Here is a 17,907-nt window from a genome sequence, read left to right on the forward strand (position 1 = left end):
AGTTACGGATGGAGGCCGACGGGACGATAGCCTCGTCCCGTGCTGGAAAAGATCGCAGCCACCCGATATGTGACCCCGCTGCGGGAGGGCGGGTCGCTGCCGGGCGTCGTCGAGGCCGACGACCTCGGCACGTACGTGGTGAAGTTCCGCGAGGCGGGGCAGGGTCGGCGGGTGCTCGTCGCGGAGATCATCGCCGCCGAGCTGGGCCGCCGGCTGGGGCTGCGCACCCCCGAGCTCAAGCTCATCGACCTCGACCCGCAGCTCGGCGTCCGCGAGCCCGACGAGGAGGTCCAGGACCTCCTCAAGGCCAGCACCGGCCTCAACCTGGCGGTCGACTTCCTGCCCGGCGCGCTCGGGTTCGACCCGCTGGGCTGGATCCCCGACCCGGTGTTCGCCTCCAGGGTCGTCTGGTTCGACGGGCTGATCCACAACATCGACCGGAGCTGGCGCAACCCCAACCTGCTGGTCTGGCACCGCGACACCTGGCTCATCGACCACGGCGCGGCTCTGTGGTTCCACCACAGCTGGCGCACGGCCGACCCGCAGCGCCCCTTCGACACCGGCGACCACGTGCTCGCGCCGTTCGCGCCCGACGTGCTCGCCGCCGGCGACGACCTGGCCGGCCGGATCACCCGCGAGCTGCTCGGCGAGGTGACGGCCCTGGTGCCCGACGAATGGCTCGACGGCGAGCCGGGCTTCGACTCAGCCCAGGCCGTGCGGGAGGCCTACATCGACCATCTGCTGAGCCGGGCGCACGGCCCGCGCGAATGGCTGCTGCGCGGCCCCGACAAGGAACGCAGGGCAGCGGGGCCCGGCTCGGTCGGCGAGTTCTGGCGGGGAGGCAGCCGGTGACCAGAGACGTCTACGAGTACGCGGTGATCCGCGTCATGCCGAAGATCGAGCGCGGCGAGCTGATCAACGCCGGCGTGCTGCTCTACTGCCAGCCGCGCGACTACCTGTGCGCGCGCGTGCACCTCGATCCGGCCCGCCTGCGCGCCCTCGACCCCGGCGCCGACCTCGACGGCGTGCGCCACGCGCTCAGCGCCTACGAGCGGGCCTGCGGCGACCGGCCGGGCCCCCTCGCGGGCGAGCCGCTGGGCGGCCGGTTCCGCTGGCTGACCGCGCCGCGCAGCACGATCGTCCAGACCGGCCCGGTGCACGCCGGCCTCACCGCCGACCCCGCCACCGAGCTGGCCCGCCTCTTCGACAAGCTGGTCGGCCTCTGAGCCGCACACCCTCAGAACAACACCGACATGAAGGTGTCCACCTCGCGGAACCCCACCTTGCGGTAGACGGCCCGCGCCGAGTGGTTGAAGTCGTTGACGTAGAGCGACACGACGGGGGCGAAGCAGCTCATCGCCGCCTCCACGACCGCCGCCATGCCCGCCACCGCGTGGCCCTTGCCGCGCTGGTCGGGGGCCACCCACACGCCCTGGATCTGGCAGGCGTGCGGCGTGACCGCGCCCACCTCGGCCTTGAACACCACCCGGCCGTCGTCGATGCGCGCGTAGGAGCGGCCGATGCGGATCAGCTCGGCGACCCGGGTGCGGTAGAGCGCGCCGCCGTCGCCGAGGTTGGGCGAGACGCCCACCTCCTCGGTGAACATCGCCACGCACGCCGGCAGCACGATGTCGAACTCCTCGGGCCGCACCCGGCGCACCAGCGGATCGGCGGGCACGGGAGCCTTGCTGGAGGTCGCCATCACCGGCTGCGCCCACCGGATGGCCCGCGCCCTGCCCCAGTGCGGCTCCAGCCGCTCCCACAGCAGGGACACCGCCTCGACGGGGCCCACGATGGACGAGCACCTGCGCCCCTGCTTGCGGGCACGGTCGGCGAACGCGTGCACGGCCTCGGGGCCGGCGTTGACCGGCACCATGTTCGCGCCGGCGTAACAGAGTGACACGAGCCCGCCGCGCGGCCCGAATCCCCACATCTGCCCCCCGAGGCGTGCCGGATTGAGTCCGACGGCCCGCACCCGGGAGGAGACGAAGACGTTGGCGACCGGATCGCAGTCAAGCAGGGCGAGAACCTCGTCCCGGTCGCTGTCGTCGAGCACGCGCGACGCCGATGTACGCAGCATCACATGGTCAGACTACGCGAACGTCCCCCGAATAGCTCACCGGGACAGCACGTCGGTGAGCCGATCGTGACCCTGCGCGCCGCGCGCGGCCATGTGGGCGGCCGGAGCCGGGTCCGGCAGGGCCGCGCAGGACGCCGTCCGGGCCGGCAGCGTGCCGTCGGCCAGGTACGCGGCGAGGTGGCCGTCCACGCATCGGTTGCCGGCCAGCGACACGCCGTGGTTGCCGCCCTCGTCGATCACCATGCCGCTGCGCGGGAATCGCCGGTGCATGGCCAGCGCCCCCCGGTACGGCGTCGCGGCGTCGTCGCGCGACTGCAGGAACAACACCGGCGGCAGCTTCGGCGAGCCGTGCACCGCGACCGGCGTGCCGCCCTTGACCGGCCAGAACGCGCACGGCGCGTTGAACCAGGCGTTCGGCCAGGTCAGGAACGGCGCCCTGTGGTGGAGCCGGGTCATGTCGGTGCGCCACTTGACCCAGTCGCGCGGCCACGCGGCGTCGCGACACTGCACGCCGAGGTAGACGGCGTAGCCGTTCTCGTCGTCGGCGTCGTTCTTGCCGCGCCGGTTGTACGCCTCCACCAGCGGCTGCACGTCGCCCTTGCGCACGTAGGCGGACCAGGCGCGGGCGAACTCCGGCCACACCCGGTCGGTGTACCCGCCGAGGGTGAAGGTGTCGTCCAGCTCGCTCGGCCCGACCACGCCGCCGGCCGGGCGGGTGCGCAGCCGGTCGCGCATCGCGTAGTAGGCGAACGAGGTCTGCTTCAGCGTGCCGCCCAGCCGGTAGACGTCGTTGTGCCGGGCCGTCCAGGACAGGAAGGCGCGGTGGCGGCGTTCGAAGGCGACGTCCTGGCCCAGGTTCGACCGGTACCAGACGCCCTCGGGGTTGACCGTGCTGTCCATGACCAGCCGCCTGACCCGCTGCGGGAACAGGGTGGCGTAGACGGCCCCGAGGTAGGTGCCGTACGAGTAGCCCAGGTAGCTGATCTTCTCCTCGCCCAGCGCCGCCCTGATCGTGTCCATGTCCCTGGCCGAGTTCTCGGTCGTCAGGTGCGGCAGCATCCAGGCCCAGAGGTCGCCGCAGCGGGTGGCGTACTCGTCGGCCCTGGCCAGCAGCCTGCTCTCGTCGGCGGCCGTGTGCGGCACCGCGTCGGGCCGCGGCGCCCGGTAGTAGGTGTCGGGGTCCACGCAGTGGAGCGACGGCTCGCTGCCGCCGACCCCGCGCGGGTCGAACCCGACGACGTCGTAGCGCTCGCCCAGCCTGTTCGGCAGCCCGTTCGAGACGAACTCGGTCAGGTCACGGCCCGAGGCCCCCGGACCGCCCGGGTTGATCAGCAGGGTGCCGAGATGGTTGCCGTCCCTGGACACCTTGGCCTTGATGCGGTTGATCGCCAGCTTGATCGACTGGCCCCAGGGGTCGCGGTAGTCGAGCGGCACGCGTACGGTGGCGCACTCCAGGTCGGCCCGGACCGTCTTGCCCTCCTTCGCCGGGCACGGCCCCCACACCACCTGTTGCGCCCCCCAGGCCGCGCCCCTGCCGGCCGACGCCACACCGTCCGCGCTGACAACCCCGGCGACCAGCACCGCGATGCCGACGGCAACACTGAATACGCGCTTCACCCAGCCCCTCCCCCTCGTCATGGCCCTGTGATGCTCCCGCGGGCGAGCGGGTCATGACGCTGGGTATGGGGAAAGGCTTGCCAGATTGTAATGGGGCCATTGCACCGGGTAACCGGCCCCTCGGGGCACTCAGCCCACGGTCACCTGGGGCCCGGAGACGTCGTCGTCGTCGAGGTCGACCTCGACGCCCATCTCCTCGGCCAGCCGCAGGGCCTCCTCGATCAGGGTCTCGACGATCTGCGACTCGGGCACGGTCTTGATGACCTCGCCCTTGACGAAGATCTGGCCCTTGCCGTTGCCGGAGGCGACGCCGAGGTCGGCCTCGCGCGCCTCGCCGGGACCGTTGACGACGCAGCCCATGACGGCCACCCGCAGCGGGACCTTGAGCCCCTCCAGGCCCGCCTGGACCTGCTCGGCCAGCGTGTAGACGTCGACCTGGGCCCGGCCGCACGACGGGCAGGAGACGATCTCCAGCCCCCGCTCGCGCAGCCCCAGCGACTCCAGGATCTGGGCGCCGACCTTGACCTCCTCGACGGGCGGCGCGGACAGCGAGACGCGGATGGTGTCGCCGATGCCCTCGGCCAGCAGCGCGCCGAACGCCACGGCGGACTTGACCGTGCCCTGGAAGGCGGGGCCGGCCTCGGTGACGCCGAGGTGGAGCGGGTAGTCGCACTTGGCGGCGAGCAGCCGGTAGGCGTTGATCATGACGACCGGGTCGTTGTGCTTGACCGAGATCTTGATGTCCCTGAAGCCGTGCTCCTCGAACAGCGAGCACTCCCACAGCGCGGACTCCACCAGCGCCTCGGGCGTGGCCTTGCCGTACTTCTGGAGCAGGCGGGGGTCGAGCGACCCGGCGTTGACGCCGATCCTGATCGGCACGCCGTGGTCGGCGGCCGCCCTGGCGATCTCGCCCACCTTGTCGTCGAACTTCTTGATGTTCCCCGGGTTGACGCGGACCGCCGCGCAGCCCGCCTCGATGGCCGCGAACACGTACTTCGGCTGGAAGTGGATGTCGGCGATGACCGGGATCTGGGACTTCTTCGCGATGATCGGCAGCGCGTCCGCGTCGTCCTGCGACGGGACGGCCACGCGCACGATCTGGCAGCCGGACGCCGTCAGCTCGGCGATCTGCTGCAACGTGGCGTTGACGTCGGCGGTGACCGTCGTCGTCATCGACTGGACGGAGACGGGCGCGTCGCCGCCCACGGGAACGCTGCCGACCATGATCTGGCGGGAGTGCCGGCGTTCGGCGAGCGGCTTGGGGCGGACCGTCGGGATGCCAAGTGCTACAGAAGACATTTCTACCCTTAGGTGTGACGACGCTACCCAGTCTAGGTAGCTAGAAGGACTGCCCGGCTGTGAGTTCGGCCGCACGCGCCCGGGCCCAGGCGTCGGCGGCCAGCACCTCCTCCACGCTGGAGGCCGGGGTGACGCGGTGTTCCTCGACGACCTTGGCGACCGTGTCGACGATCGCGGGGAAACGCAGCCCGCCCCTGGTGAACGCCTCGACGCAGACCTCGTTGGCGGCGTTGTAGACGGCGGGCGCGGTGCCGCCCTCGGCGCCGACGTGCCGGGCCAGCGCGACGGCCGGGAAGGCCGCGTCGTCGAGCGGCTCGAAGGTCCAGGTGTGGGCCTTGGTCCAGTCGACGGGCCGGGCGGCGCCGGGCACGCGGGCCGGGTGGGCCAGCGCGAGCGCGATCGGCAGGCGCATGTCGGGCGGGCTGGCCTGGGCGATGGTGGAGCCGTCGACGTACTCGACCATGGAGTGGATCACCGACTGCGGGTGGACGACGACCTCGATGCGGTCGAAGCCGATGTCGAACAGCAGGTGGGCCTCGATGACCTCCAGCCCCTTGTTGACCAGGGTGGCGGAGTTGATGGTGATGACCGGGCCCATGGACCAGGTCGGGTGGGCCAGCGCCATCTCGGGGGTGACGTCGGCCATCTCCTCGCGCTTCATGCCCCTGAACGGGCCGCCGCTGGCGGTGATGACGAGTTGCCTGACGGCGGCGGGGTCGTGGCCGCCGGGGCCGGACGCCCACAGGCACTGCTGCACCGCCGAGTGCTCGGAGTCGACCGGCAGGATCTGCCCCGGCGCGGCCAGCCGTTTGACCAGCGGCCCGCCGATGATCAGGGACTCCTTGTTGGCCAGCGCGAGCGTGCGGCCGGCCTCCAGCGCGACCAGCGTGGACGTCAGGCCCAGCGCGCCGGTGATGCCGTTGAGCACGGTGTCGCATCGCCAGCCCGCGACCTCGGCGACGCCCTCGTGGCCGCCCAGCACGACGGGGGACGCCCCGCGCGCGGCCAGCGCCTCCTTCAGCGCCGGGACGGCGGCGGCGTCGGCCACCGCCACGACCTCCACGCCGAACCGGGCCGCCTGCGCGGCCAGCTCCTCGACCCTGCCGCCCCCGGCCGCGAGCCCGGTGACCTCGAACCCGGTGGGGTCGGCGGCGATGACGTCGAGGGCCTGGGTGCCGACCGAGCCGGTGGAGCCGAGCACGACGACGGAGCGGAGGGTCTTTGCATGCACGTGTCCATTGTCCCCGCTGCCGGACGCGGACGGGCACGTGAGGGGCCGACCGGCGCGATCCCGGCTCCTGAGTGACGCGCGATAACCCAGGCCATTTAAGTCCAAATATCGCTATATCGGGATGCGCATATCTTGAGAAATCCTGATTATTGTGCGGCTACCTTCCAAGCCCCAGCTCCGGTTTCGGGAGGTTACGTAATGCCCCGCAGATTTGCCCTGCTCTCCATCCTCACCCTCGCCGCCGGGAGCATCGCCCTGCTCCCGGGCACCGCGGCCCAGGCCGGCGCGGCACCCCGTCCCGCCCAGCACGCCGCCGCGGACTCGACGTCCGAGCAACGGCAGGTCACGCGGTACTGGACCGAGGCCCGCATGGAGAGCGCGCAGCCGCTCGACCTGCCCGCGCCCGAGAACGGCGGGAAGTCGGCCCACAGCGCGGCGGCCGAGCCCGGCGAGCCCGGCGGCGGCACCCCCTGGCAGGCGCCGCCCACCGGCGGCCGGGACGACGGGCGGCAGCTCCGGTCGGCCAACAGCTCCGGCGCCCCCTGGAGCGGCGGCGGCGCCGTCGTGAAGACCACCGGCCGGGTCTTCTTCACCTACCAGGGACGCAGCGCCTCGTGCTCGGGCTCGGCGGTGACCAGCGCGAACAAGAGCGTGGTGCTGACCGCCGGCCACTGCGTCAAGCTCGGCGGCGCCTTCCACACGAACTGGGTGTTCGTGCCCGGCTACGCCGCCGGCCAGCGCCCCTTCGGCACCTGGCCGGCCGCCAAGCTGCTGACCACCCCCCAGTGGAACGCCAGTGAGGACGTCAACTTCGACGTGGCCGCCGCCGTGGTGGCCCAGGTGGACGGCAAGAGCCTGGTGGACGTCGTCGGCGGCCAGGGCGTGGCCTTCAACCAGCCGCGTGGCCGGCAGATGTACTCCTTCGGCTACCCGGCCGCCGCCCCCTACGACGGCTCGAAGCTCATCTACTGCAGCGGCCGCACGTTCGACGACTTCCTGCTCTCCGACGACCTCGGCCTGACCTGCGACATGACCGGCGGCGCGAGCGGCGGCCCGTGGATGCTGAATTTCGACGAGTCGACCGGTCTCGGCACGCAGAACTCGGTCAACAGCTTCAAATACAACTTCGCCCCTAACTGGATGTTCGGCCCGTATTTCGGAAACGAAGCACAGGCCGTTTACCAAGCAGCGCAAACCACCGGCGCACTCTGATCAATTTACGGAAAGTAGCCGCAAGAACACACGTCGTGGTGCACACTCGGGGGCCATGACCCTGAGCACCTCCCTGCTTGCGGCCGCCCCGCTGATCGCGGGGCTGACAGGACCGGCGATCCTCGGCGCGGTCCCCGGCCAGCACCAGGTCGATCGTCCCGCCGTCGAGCAGGCCGTCGAGCACACCGCGGCCCGGCGGAGCATGGTGGTCGAGCACGAGGCCGCGCGGAGCGACGCCGAGCAGCGGCGCGTGCTCGGCTACTGGACCCCGCAGCGCATGGCGGCGGCCCTGCCCATCGGTCTGCTCGACTCCGTGACCGACGGCGACGGCCTGCTCGGCGGCCTGACCGGGCGCGGCGGGGTGCAGACGAAGCCCGGCGGGTCCGGCGGGTCCGGCGGGTCCGACGGGTCCGGCGGCCGCACCGAGATCAACGTCGGCCGCCGGCACCAGGCGTCGTCGCGGCCCCAGGCCAGCACGATCGGCGCGCGCTGGAGCACCGGCGGAGCCGTGACCAGGACCACCGGGCGGGTGTTCCTCACCCTGGCGGGCGCCGACTTCGTCTGCTCGGCCAGCACGGTCACCAGCGCCAGCAGAGACCTCGTCGTCACCGCCGGCCACTGCGTCAAGGACGGCGCCGGCGAATGGGCCCAGAACTGGACGTTCGTCCCCGGCTACGGCAGGGGCGGCGAGCAGCCCTACGGCCAGTACGCGGCCCGCCGCATGTTCGTCTCCGCCCCCTGGTCGCGCTCCGGCGACGACAACCACGACGTCGGCATGGTCGCCCTGGCCACCTCGGGCGGGCGGCACGTCGCCGACGTGGTGGGCACCCAGGACATCGCCTTCAACACCGCGCGCGGCGGCCAGACCTACGGCTTCGGCTACCCGGCCGACCCGCCCTACGACGGCGACCAGCTCGTCTACTGCGCCGGGCGGCTGCGCGACGACCCGTACAAGCAGACGCACGACCAGGGGCTCGGCTGCGCCATGACCGCCGGGTCGAGCGGCGGCCCCTGGCTGTCCGGCTTCGACCCGATGACCGGCCGCGGCACGGTCACCTCGCTGAGCAGCTTCAAGTACAGCGACGACCAGCACACCATGTACGGCCCGTACTTCGGCCAGGCCGCCAAGACGGTCTACGCCACGGCCGAACGCGCCTGAAAGCCACCGCCGGACGCGCCTGAAAAGCGGTGCCGGACGCACGACCGCCCCGCGCCGGGGAGGCGCGGGGCGGGCCGGGAGCTACAGCGACAGGCCGGTGAGCACCATGACCTTCTCGTAGGTCAGGTCCTCCATGGCCGAGTGCAGGCCCTCGCGGCCGATGCCGGAGTCCTTCACGCCGCCGTACGGCATCTGGTCGGCCCGGTACGACGGCACGTCGCCGATGATCACGCCGCCGACCTCCAGCTCGCGGTTGGCCTTGAAGGCGGCGTCCAGGGAGCGGGTGAAGACGCCGGCCTGGAGGCCGTACTTGGAGTCGTTCACCATGGCGTACGCCTCGTCGATCGACGCGGCCGGCTGGAGGATCATGACCGGCCCGAAGATCTCCTCGCAGGCCACCTTGGCGTCGTGCGGGACGTCGGCCAGCACGGTCGGCGCGACCGTGGCGCCCTCGCGGGTGCCGCCGGCCAGGACGCGGGCGCCGGCGGCGACCGCCTCGCGCACCCACTGCTCCACACGCTCGGCGGCGGCCTCCGACACCAGCGGCCCGACCTGGGTCTTCTCGTCGGCCGGGTCACCCGTGACGAGCGCGCCGACGGCCGGCAGCAGCCGCTCGACGAACGCGTCGTAGACCGGCTGCTCGACGATCACCCGCTGGACGGCGATGCAGCTCTGACCGGCCTGGTAGTTGGAGAACAGGGCGATGCGCTGCGCGGCCCAGTCGAGGTCGGCGTCGGCCAGCACGACGGCCGCGGCGTTGCCGCCCAGCTCCAGGGTCACGTGCTTGCGCGGCACCTGGTCGGCGATGGCGTAGCCGACGGGCGCGGAGCCGGTGAAGGAAACCACGGGCAGGCGGGGGTCGTCGACGAGGGCGGCGGCGCGCTCGTTCTGCACGGGCAGCACCGAGAACATGCCCGCGGGCAGGTCGGTCTCGGCCAGGATCTCGCCGAGAACCAGCGAGGACAGCGGCGTGGCCGGCGCGGGCTTGACGATGATCGGGGCGCCGACGGCGATGGCGGGCGCGACCTTGTGGGCGACCAGGTTCAGCGGGAAGTTGAACGGGGTGATCGCCAGCACCGGGCCCTTGGGCACGCGGGAGACGTAGGCGAGACGGCCCGCGGCGGCCGGCTCGGTGTCCAGCCGCTGCACCTGGCCGGACCAGCGGCGGGCCTCCTCGGCGGCGAAGCGGAACGTGGAGATGGCGCGGTTGACCTCGCCGCGCGCCCAGAAGATCGGCTTGCCGTTCTCGGCGGTGATCAGGTGGGCGATCTCGTCGGCCCGCTCGGCCAGCCGGCGCGAGACGTGGGCCAGGGCCTCGGCACGTACGTGCACGGGCAGCGCGGCGGCCTCGCGCGAGACCGCGTGGGCGGCCGCGACGGCCTCCTCGACCTGAGCATCGGTCGGTACGGAGTACCGGCCGACCGCACGACCGTCATGGGGGTTGGTCACGGTGAGATCGGTTTCGCCGGTGGCGGGCCGGCCGGCAAGCCAGAAGGTACGCACGTCCATACCCACGACGTTATGCCAAGCGGGAGTCCGGGGATTTACACCACGGTGCACAAGACTCCCATGAGCGCTCACCGTTAAGTACAAGCCCTGGTGTATACCCATGATGTAACAGAAGTAGACCCAATTCGGGATGTTTACCATGCGGAGTGGTTTGAGCGATCTCCGCCATGGCTAAGTCATCGGGTGCGGGTCTCCAGCGCGGTGGGCCCCCGATCAGAAAGGCGTGGGCCCCGTGACCGAGCAACGTGAGGTCACAAGGACACTGAGCTCCTTGGTCGCTGGGGAGGTCGCATGACCTCGACCCCGCTGGGCCTGCAGGGCGCCTACCTGCTGGGCGAGCGCGCCACCCACGACGAACTCCGTTCCCGCCTGCTCGACGTGGCGGTGAACCTGCTTCAGAGCGAGGGTCCCGACAGTCTGACCATGCGCAGGATCGCGGCCGAGGCCGGCTGCACGACGACCGTCATCTACACGATGTTCGGCAACCGGGAGGGCCTGGCCGAGGCGCTGTATCTGGAGGGTTTCGAGCGTTTCCGCCGCTTTCTCGAAGCGGTCCCGCAGCGGCGCAACCCGCTGGAGTACCTGACCGCGCTCGGCCCCGCCTACCGGCAGGCGTGCCTGTCCGAGCCCGGCTACTACAACCTGATGTTCGAACGGGCCATCCCCGGTTTCGAGCCCAGCGAGCGGGCCAGGACGCTCGCCCGCGCGGCGCTGAACATCCTCGACCGGGTGATCGCCGACTGCATCTCCGCCGGCTACCTGACGCCGACCCAGCCGCGCAAGATCGCCGACGCGCTCTGGGCCGCCGCGCAGGGCGCGATCAGCCTGGAACGGGCCGGCCACCTGCGGGACGACCGCACGTACGAGGCGGTCACCCTGGCCACGATCTGCTGCTACCTGGTGGACAAGGACAGCCTGCCCTCGGCCCCCGGCCGCTGAAGCACGCCGCAGGCCAGCAACGGGCCCATTGATGGGCTCAGCGGCGGGCCCAGCGGTGGCCCAGGGGCCCAGCGGCGGGCTCAGCGGCGGGCCGCCTCCAGGGCGAGCCACAGCTCGGCCCGTACGCCCGGGTCGTCGAGGTCGCGGCCGAGGAGTTCGGCGACGCGGCGCATGCGGTAGCGCAGGGTGTGCCGGTGGACGCCGAGCCGCTGGGCGGCGGCGTCCCAGTGGCCGTTGCTGTCGAGGTAGGCGCGCAGCGACTCGACCAGGTCGGCGCGGGATCCGTACGCGGTGAGCGGGGCCAGCAGCGCGCCGGAGAACGCGCGCAGAGTGTCGGCGTCCAGCAGCGCGAGCAGGCCCTGCCCGGCCAGGTCGGCGAAGCGCGTCACGCCGCCGTCGCTGTGGGCCAGCGCGCGGCGTGCCTGGTCGAGCGCGTCGCGCAGGCCGTCGTAGCGGCAGGGCGAGCTCAACCCGACCGGCCCCTCCACCTCCCGCGCCACCTTCTCCGCGCCCCCCTTCGACACCAGGCAGACACTCACCGGCTCCCCGCCCTGAAACCCGCCAGCCCTCCCCCTGCCGCTGGCACCACCGTGACCGCCGCCGGAACCACCACCGTGACCGCCGCCGGAACCACCACCGTGACCGCCGCCGGAACCATCGCCGTGACCGCCGCCGGAACCATCGCCGTGAGCGCCGCCGTGAGCGCCGCCTTCACCGCCGGTGCCGTCGTCGAGGAGCGCTGTGAAGCCGTGCGGTTCCAGGGTCTCCAGGGCGGCCGCGCCCGCCGCCAGGACCACCAGCAGCTCGCCGGGCAGCCGCGCGCCGAGCGTGCCGGCCACTGCCCGCGCCTGCTCGACCGCCCCGCCGAGCAGCAGCTCCAGCACGGCCGAGCGGAGCCGCCGGCCGGCCTCCCGCTGGGCCCTGCCCTGCTCCATGGCGAGCGTGAGCAGCGAGCCGGCGGCGTTGATCACCGTGTGGGTCACCGGCGAGAACGGCTTGCGGGCGCCGACCGCGAAGAAGCCGCGCGGCCGTGGACCGCCGCCGAGCGGCTGGATCACGACGTGCTCGTCGGGCCCGGACAACGCAAGACTCGCCGGCACCCGCTCACCGGCCTGGACCGCACCGCGCCTCCTCGCCCCGACCGGCACGCCGGCGCCCACCCGCTGCCCAGCCTGGCCACCACCCCGCACGCGTTCGCCGGCCGGCGCGCCACCGTCCATCCGCTCACCAGCCTGGCCACCACCCCGCACGCGTCCCCCACCCGGCACGCCACCGCGCACCCGCTCGCCGCCCTTCCCCGCGGTGGCGACGGGTTCGCCGGTGAGAGTGCGCTCTGCCCCGGCGGTCTGGTCGGGCTGGGGTCTTGCCGGGCCGCCGGCGCGCAGCCGGCGCAGCTCGGCCACCACGACCGGCACGTCGGCCCCCGGCGTGGCGTGCCGGACCTCGCCCGTCTCGTCGAGCAGCGCCGCCCACCCGTCGATCTCCTTGGCCACCCGGTCGATGACCGCGTGCATGCCCTCCGGACGCAGCGCCGCCCGGGTCAGCCGCCCCTGCGCGGCGAAGGCGCGGGTGATCTCGTCGTACTGCTCGGCCGCGAGCAGCTCGCTGACCACCTTGCCGATGGCGATGAACGGCGTCTCGCGCGGCACCTCGAACAGCGGCAGCCCCGCCTCGTCGGCGGCCGCGACCAGGGCGGCAGGGACGTGCTCATGGGAGAGCCCGACGCCGAAGCCGAGCCCGGCCACCTCACGGCCCACCAGTCGGGCGACATATCCGGAGAAGTCGCCTTCCAGGCGGATCCCGGTCGTCAGCAGCAGCTCCGAGCCCTCAAGGAACGGCGTCGGGTCCTCCAACTCGCTGACCGCCACCCAGCGCACCTCCGCGTCGAGCGCTCCGGCGGCCGCCGCGCCCGCCAGCTGACGCAACTTCATCCGTCGCGCCACGGTGCGTAGCGAAGGTGCCATACGAGTTTGTCCATTCCGGCAAAGGCGAGCACCCCCAGTGTGCCATATCGACGTATCGGCCCAGGTCGGAGCCCGACGTAGCGTCGAGCCCATGAGCATTCCCCAGGAGCGGCGCGTCGTGACCGCGATCCCAGGCCCCAAGTCGCAGGAGCTGCTGGCCCGCAAGCAGGCCGCCGTCCCCTCCGGCATCGGCACCACGCTGCCGGTCTTCGTCACCCGCGCCGGCGGCGGCATCCTCCAGGACGCCGACGGGAACTCTCTGATCGACTTCGGCTCCGGCATCGCCGTGACGAACGTGGGCAACTCCGCGCCGAAGGTCGTCGAGCGCGTCCAGAAGCAGGCGGCCGACTTCACCCACACCTGTTTCATGGTCACCCCGTACGAGTCGTACGTGCAGGTCTGCGAGAAGCTCAACGAGCTGACCCCCGGCGACCACGAGAAGCGCACCTTCCTGGTGAACTCCGGCGCCGAGGCCGTCGAGAACGCCGTCAAGGTGGCCCGGCACGCCACCGGCAGGCAGGCCGTCGTGGTGTTCGACCACGGCTACCACGGCCGCACGCTGCTCTCGATGACCATGACCGCCAAGAACATGCCGTACAAGCAGGGCTTCGGCCCGTACGCGCCCGAGGTGTACCGGGTGCCGCTGGCCTACCCGTTCCGCTGGCCGACGGGCGCGGACAACTGCGCGGAGGAGGCCGCCGCGCAGGCCATCGACCAGATCAACAAGCAGGTCGGGGCGGAGAACGTGGCCGCCGTGGTGATCGAGCCGATCGCCGGCGAGGGCGGTTTCATCGTCCCGGCCAGGGGCTTCCTGCCGCGGATCGCCGAGTTCTGCCGGGCGAACGGCATCGTGTTCGTGGCCGACGAGGTCCAGACCGGCTTCGCGCGTACCGGTGACCTGTTCGCCTGCGAGGACGAGGGCGTCGTCCCCGACATCATCTGCACCGCCAAGGGCATCGCGGGCGGCCTGCCGCTGGCCGCCGTGACCGGCCGCGCCGACCTGATGGACCACGTGCACGTCGGCGGCCTGGGCGGCACGTACGGCGGCAACCCGCTGGCCTGCGAGGCCGCGCTCGGCGTCCTGGAGACCATCGAGTCGGAGGACCTGGTCGCCAAGGCCCGCCGCATCGGCGAGATCATGCTCCCCCGCCTCCGCTCGCTCCAGGAGCGGTTCCCGGCGATCGGCGACGTGCGCGGACGCGGCGCGATGATCGCGATCGAGCTGGTCGAGCCGGGCACGAAGAACCCGGACCCGGCGGCCGTCCAGGAGATCGTCAAGCGCTGCCACGCCGAGGGCCTGGTGGTCCTGACTGCCGGCACGTACGGCAACGTGCTGCGCTTCCTGCCCCCGCTGGTCATGCCCGAGCACCTGCTTGAGGAGGGCCTGGGGATCCTGGAGAAGGCCATCTCCGCTCTATAGCAAAGACCGAAAAATCGGGCATCCGGCTTGCGGCTGGATGCCCGATTTTGTGTGTGTAACGCAGGTCACTCGGGTAGAGAATTCACCCTGGCTTGACGCTCAGCTAGACGATCACGGCCTCGGTCAGGGTTATAACGGATCCGGACATGCGGAGGGGCGATGGCAGCTGGGAGCGTGATGAACTGGGGTCCCACCAGAACGGCACGGAGTATGTTGACGTTCGACCCTGAGGGCCTGACGCCGGCCCAGCGCGACGGCGACGCCTGCGTGGTGTGCCACAAGAGGTGGCCGCGGCCCCGGGTCCGGGTCGGCAAACTGCCCGACAACTCCTCCGTGCTCGCCTGCACCGAATGCGCCGAGGCGCTCCTGCCCGCTCCCATGGCGACCGTGGTGGCCTTCCCCGGCCGCTAGACCGGCCGCTAGACCGGCCGGCCGTCACGACCGTCAGGCCGCCGCGGCCGTCTCGCGCAGGCCCCACGGCGAGCCGTACTCGCGCAGCAGGTCGAGGAACGGCACCGCGTCGAACGCCTCGGGGCCGAGCACGCCCTCGCCCTTCCACACCCCGGTCGCCACCAGCTCCAGCGCGACGACCGGATGGATCGCCGTCTGCCACACGACGGCCTGGGAGCCGTACTCCCGCATCGACCACTCGTTGTCCACCACGTGGTACAGGTATACCTCGCGCGGCGAGCCGTCCTTGCCGGTGCCCTTGACCCACGTGCCCGCGCAGGTCTTGCCGCGCATGCGGGCGCCCAGCGTCGCCGGGTCCGGCAGGCTCGCGGCGACCATGTCGCGCGGCGCCACCTCCGCCCCGCCCACCCTGATCTTGTCGGCGCTGTCCAGCCCCAGCTTGCGCAGCGTCTTCAGCACGCCGATGAACTCCTCGCCGAGCCCGTACTTGAACGTCACCCGCCGCGCCGGGATCCACCTCGGGACGAGCAGCACCTCCTCGTGCTCGACGTTCACGCACTCCACGGGCCCGATGCCGTCGGGGAAGTCGAACACCTCGGGCTCGCTGAACGGCTCGGTGGTGCGCCACTGCCCGTCCTCCCAGACGACGGGCGGGTTCAGGCACTCCTCGATGGTGGTCCAGATGGAGAACGTGGGCGCGAAGTCGTAGCCGTCCACGACGAGGTTGGCGCCGTCCCTGATGCCGATCTCGTCGATCTCGTCGAACAGGTGGTCGGCGGCGTAGCGGGCGAACACGTCCGCGAGCCCCGGCTCGACGCCCATGCCGACCAGCGCGAGCCGGCCCGCGCCGCGCCACTCGCCGTCGCGCTCGAACTGCCGGTCCCCCAGCTTCACCCCGGGCTTGCGGTACGGCTCGCGCGGATGCGGCTTCGACAACGACATCGCCATGTCCAGGTAGTGGGCCCCGGCCTCCAGGGCTGCCTCGAACAGCGGCATCGTGAAGCGCGGATCGACCGCGTTGAACAGCACGTCACATCGGTGCTCCCGGAGCGCCGCGGCGACCTGGGCCCGGTCGGAGGCGTCCAGCTGGATGGCGGTGAAGCGGGGGTCGTCCACGGCGGCGACGGCGCGGGCCGCCCGGCTCTGTTGGGAGTCGGCCACCACGATGTGTTCGTAGAAATGGCGGCGGGCGGCGATGGGCACCACGGCGGAGCCGACGCCTCCAGCGCCGACAAGAAGGATTCTCATGGAGAGACCATACTCACTGACTGGTCATTCAGTCGAATTTTCGCACCGACGGGTCCCGGCACCTGGACGCTCTTCAGCCCGGGAACAGCAAGACGCCGTGGACGTCCTTCAGCCCGGAGACGGCGAGACGCCCCGGGACAGGGGGGAAGGCCCGGGGCGTCTCAGCAGGCGCACCCGGGGGAAGGCGCGCCCGCGATGGGGTCGAGCGGGGGCAGAGATCTCACCTACTCGGCGAGTTCGGCCCACCGTTTCCCCCAGACGGCATAATCAGTGCATTCCCCGTCCTCGCCGCGGCAACCGCCCGGGGGCCGGACGGCGAAGGCGATCCGGTCGAGCCGCTTGGGGTCGTCGGCGCCGTACAGGTCGCAGATCGACTTGGCCCGGCCCTTGCACGCCTTGTCGTTGGCCGGCGCGAGCCCCACCCAGGCGGCCGCGTCGCGCTGGGCGTCGGCCGCGGTCATCCAGGTCAGCCAGCGGTAGGCGCAGGTGGTGTCGGGCAGGTTGGCGCCGAGCATCCAGGAGTCGAGCCAGCCGGTGGCCGTCTTGGCGCCGACCGTCCGGACCGGCTTGCCGGCCTTCTGCAGCAGCAGGCGATAGTACGGTGTGGCCTGCGCGTAATCCAGCGACCCGGTGGCGAAGCCCTTGATCAGGTCGATCGGCTTGCGCCAGTAGGTGCGCTCCTTCTGCTGCCCGAGCAGCGCCATGGCCCGGTCGAGCTGCTCCTGGCTCAGCTCGTACGGGTCCTTGACGGTGGCGTCGGTCAGCGCGGCGTCGGCGATGGTCAGCGGGGTGTCGCGGAGCGCGGCCCGGCCGGAGGCGAACACCTGGCTCATGCTCGCGTCCTTGACCCTGGCCGAGTCGTAGATGAACTCGTGGTACCCCCACAGGAACGGCACGCCGTAGACCTTGCCGGACACCTTCGTCATGTCGCGGAAACGCTCGTTCAGGTCGTCGTAGCCGCTCACCTTGGCCGGGTCGATCGGCTGCACCAGCTTGCGCGTGATCAGGTCGCCGGCCAGCGCCGGGCCCGCCGAGATCAGGTCGTACGGACGCTCGGCGGCCGCGACGGCCCGCTCCATCTCCTCGGCGGTGCGGACGGTGTCGACGCGGGCCAGGCGGCAGCCGGTCTCCTTCTCGAAGGAGCCGACCCAGTTGGCCTTGGAGCTGAGGCCGCCGTACTCGGCGTAGCCGCGGTAGGTGAGGATCTGCAGCGTGCCGTCGCTCTGGGTGGCCGTGGGCGACGGCGTGGCCGACGGGGTCGGCTTCGGGCTGGGCTTGGCGGCCGGCTGTGCTGCCTGCTGAGCCGCCTGCCCGGCAGCCGAGGACACCGCTCCCGTGCCGGCGACCAGCGCCGCCGCGGCCAGCGCCACGGCGGATATGCGACGGCGTCTCACGATGTCCCCCCTTGTCCGTTGCGCTGGAGCTTACCGGGGACGGGACCGGGAGGGACGCCGGTCCCTCCCTGCCGTGAGGCGTGAGTTACCCGTTCGTGGGGAAGCCGAGGTTCACACCACCGTGGGACGGGTCCAGCCAGCGCGAGGTCACGACCTTGCCCCGCGTGTAGAACTGCACCCCCTCGGTGCCATGCACATGCGTGTCACCGAACAACGACGACTTCCACCCGCCGAAACTGTAGAACGCCATCGGCACCGGGATCGGCACGTTGATCCCGACCATCCCCACCTCGACCTCGTTCTGGAACCGGCGCGCCGCGCCCCCGTCATTGGTGAAGATCGCCGTACCGTTGCCGTACACACCCTCGTTGATCACCCGCAGGCCCTCCTCGTACGAGGACACCCGCACCACCGACAACACCGG

The 17,907-nt window shown here is 71.9% G+C and carries 16 protein-coding genes; 7 read left to right on the forward strand and 9 right to left on the reverse strand.

Features of this window, described 5'->3' with window-relative positions; all coding sequences use genetic code 11:
- Positions 1-39 precede the first annotated feature (39 nt).
- Entirely contained in the window at positions 40-852 is an 813-nt protein-coding gene (locus ACWEJ6_RS18970; protein ID WP_452425000.1) for a HipA family kinase, read from the forward strand.
- Positions 849-1,226: a DUF3037 domain-containing protein gene (locus tag ACWEJ6_RS18975; RefSeq protein WP_452425002.1), complete on the forward strand. Its 378-nt coding sequence runs from the start codon at positions 849-851 to the stop codon at positions 1,224-1,226. Before ACWEJ6_RS18970 ends, ACWEJ6_RS18975 begins: the two co-directional genes overlap by 4 nt.
- Positions 1,227-1,237: 11 nt before the next feature.
- Here the strand turns inward: ACWEJ6_RS18975 and ACWEJ6_RS18980 are convergent, their stop codons facing one another.
- The 4 genes from ACWEJ6_RS18980 to dxr form a co-directional block, all read right to left on the reverse strand.
- Positions 1,238-2,080, reverse strand: coding sequence for a GNAT family N-acetyltransferase (locus tag ACWEJ6_RS18980; protein ID WP_352319456.1), 843 nt, complete (start codon positions 2,078-2,080; stop codon positions 1,238-1,240).
- Between the two features lie 36 nt (positions 2,081-2,116).
- The gene (locus ACWEJ6_RS18985; protein WP_452425005.1) at positions 2,117-3,697 is read right to left on the reverse strand and encodes an alpha/beta hydrolase; all 1,581 of its coding nucleotides are present in this window, start codon (positions 3,695-3,697) and stop codon (positions 2,117-2,119) included.
- Positions 3,698-3,826: 129 nt separating this feature from the next.
- Positions 3,827-4,996, reverse strand: a complete 1,170-nt coding sequence (gene ispG / locus ACWEJ6_RS18990) for a flavodoxin-dependent (E)-4-hydroxy-3-methylbut-2-enyl-diphosphate synthase (RefSeq protein ID WP_358298617.1) — start codon at positions 4,994-4,996, stop codon at positions 3,827-3,829.
- Positions 4,997-5,036: 40 nt separating this feature from the next.
- Positions 5,037-6,227 (reverse strand): 1-deoxy-D-xylulose-5-phosphate reductoisomerase, encoded by a 1,191-nt coding sequence (dxr, locus tag ACWEJ6_RS18995; RefSeq protein WP_452425007.1) that lies wholly within the window; start codon positions 6,225-6,227, stop codon positions 5,037-5,039.
- Between the two features lie 198 nt (positions 6,228-6,425).
- Here dxr and ACWEJ6_RS19000 point away from each other — a divergent pair, with 198 nt between their 5' ends.
- Both ACWEJ6_RS19000 and ACWEJ6_RS19005 read left to right on the forward strand, forming a co-directional pair.
- Positions 6,426-7,439, forward strand: a complete 1,014-nt coding sequence (locus ACWEJ6_RS19000) for a peptidase (RefSeq protein WP_452425009.1) — start codon at positions 6,426-6,428, stop codon at positions 7,437-7,439.
- Positions 7,440-7,494: 55 nt separating this feature from the next.
- Positions 7,495-8,598 carry a trypsin-like serine peptidase gene (locus ACWEJ6_RS19005; RefSeq protein ID WP_452425011.1) on the forward strand — a complete coding sequence of 368 codons (1,104 nt, stop codon included), beginning with the start codon at positions 7,495-7,497 and terminating at the stop codon, positions 8,596-8,598.
- 81 nt (positions 8,599-8,679) lie between these two features.
- Here ACWEJ6_RS19005 and ACWEJ6_RS19010 read toward each other — a convergent pair whose 3' ends face one another.
- The gene (locus ACWEJ6_RS19010) at positions 8,680-10,107 is read right to left on the reverse strand and encodes an aldehyde dehydrogenase family protein (protein WP_452425013.1); all 1,428 of its coding nucleotides are present in this window, start codon (positions 10,105-10,107) and stop codon (positions 8,680-8,682) included.
- Positions 10,108-10,398: 291 nt separating this feature from the next.
- Here ACWEJ6_RS19010 and ACWEJ6_RS19015 point away from each other — a divergent pair, with 291 nt between their 5' ends.
- Positions 10,399-11,046, forward strand: coding sequence for a TetR/AcrR family transcriptional regulator (locus ACWEJ6_RS19015; protein ID WP_352362964.1), 648 nt, complete (start codon positions 10,399-10,401; stop codon positions 11,044-11,046).
- Positions 11,047-11,126: 80 nt separating this feature from the next.
- Here the strand turns inward: ACWEJ6_RS19015 and ACWEJ6_RS19020 are convergent, their stop codons facing one another.
- A complete protein-coding gene (locus tag ACWEJ6_RS19020; protein ID WP_452425016.1) occupies positions 11,127-12,977 on the reverse strand; it encodes a PucR family transcriptional regulator in 1,851 nt (616 codons plus the stop codon).
- Positions 12,978-13,101: 124 nt separating this feature from the next.
- Here ACWEJ6_RS19020 and gabT point away from each other — a divergent pair, with 124 nt between their 5' ends.
- Both gabT and ACWEJ6_RS19030 read left to right on the forward strand, forming a co-directional pair.
- Entirely contained in the window at positions 13,102-14,430 is a 1,329-nt protein-coding gene (gabT, locus tag ACWEJ6_RS19025; protein ID WP_364340474.1) for a 4-aminobutyrate--2-oxoglutarate transaminase, read from the forward strand.
- Positions 14,431-14,640: 210 nt separating this feature from the next.
- Positions 14,641-14,841, forward strand: coding sequence for a hypothetical protein (locus ACWEJ6_RS19030; RefSeq protein WP_352362958.1), 201 nt, complete (start codon positions 14,641-14,643; stop codon positions 14,839-14,841).
- 33 nt (positions 14,842-14,874) lie between these two features.
- Here the strand turns inward: ACWEJ6_RS19030 and ACWEJ6_RS19035 are convergent, their stop codons facing one another.
- From ACWEJ6_RS19035 to ACWEJ6_RS19045, 3 genes are all read right to left on the reverse strand, one after another.
- Positions 14,875-16,089: a saccharopine dehydrogenase family protein gene (locus ACWEJ6_RS19035; RefSeq protein WP_352362956.1), complete on the reverse strand. Its 1,215-nt coding sequence runs from the start codon at positions 16,087-16,089 to the stop codon at positions 14,875-14,877.
- A gap of 224 nt (positions 16,090-16,313) precedes the next feature.
- Entirely contained in the window at positions 16,314-17,483 is a 1,170-nt protein-coding gene (locus tag ACWEJ6_RS19040) for an extracellular solute-binding protein (protein WP_452425019.1), read from the reverse strand.
- A gap of 85 nt (positions 17,484-17,568) precedes the next feature.
- On the reverse strand, positions 17,569-17,907 hold a 339-nt coding region (locus ACWEJ6_RS19045), incomplete at its 5' end, for an aldehyde dehydrogenase family protein (RefSeq protein WP_452425021.1).

The sequence above is a fragment of the Nonomuraea sp. NPDC004702 genome (assembly GCF_053601695.1).

Excerpts from the sequence above, each read along its gene's own strand:
- ispG (WP_358298617.1), bottom strand. The coding sequence starts at position 4,996 with ATGTCTTCTGTAGCACTTGGCATCCCGACGGTCCGCCCCAAGCCGCTC.
- ACWEJ6_RS19005 (WP_452425011.1), top strand. The coding sequence starts at position 7,495 with ATGACCCTGAGCACCTCCCTGCTTGCGGCCGCCCCGCTGATCGCGGGG.
- ACWEJ6_RS19015 (WP_352362964.1), top strand. The coding sequence starts at position 10,399 with ATGACCTCGACCCCGCTGGGCCTGCAGGGCGCCTACCTGCTGGGCGAG.
- ACWEJ6_RS19020 (WP_452425016.1), bottom strand. The coding sequence starts at position 12,977 with ATGAAGTTGCGTCAGCTGGCGGGCGCGGCGGCCGCCGGAGCGCTCGAC.
- ACWEJ6_RS19030 (WP_352362958.1), top strand. The coding sequence starts at position 14,641 with ATGTTGACGTTCGACCCTGAGGGCCTGACGCCGGCCCAGCGCGACGGC.
- ACWEJ6_RS18980 (WP_352319456.1), bottom strand. The coding sequence starts at position 2,080 with ATGCTGCGTACATCGGCGTCGCGCGTGCTCGACGACAGCGACCGGGAC.
- ACWEJ6_RS19000 (WP_452425009.1), top strand. The coding sequence starts at position 6,426 with ATGCCCCGCAGATTTGCCCTGCTCTCCATCCTCACCCTCGCCGCCGGG.
- ACWEJ6_RS19010 (WP_452425013.1), bottom strand. The coding sequence starts at position 10,107 with ATGGACGTGCGTACCTTCTGGCTTGCCGGCCGGCCCGCCACCGGCGAA.
- gabT (WP_364340474.1), top strand. The coding sequence starts at position 13,102 with ATGAGCATTCCCCAGGAGCGGCGCGTCGTGACCGCGATCCCAGGCCCC.
- ACWEJ6_RS19035 (WP_352362956.1), bottom strand. The coding sequence starts at position 16,089 with ATGAGAATCCTTCTTGTCGGCGCTGGAGGCGTCGGCTCCGCCGTGGTG.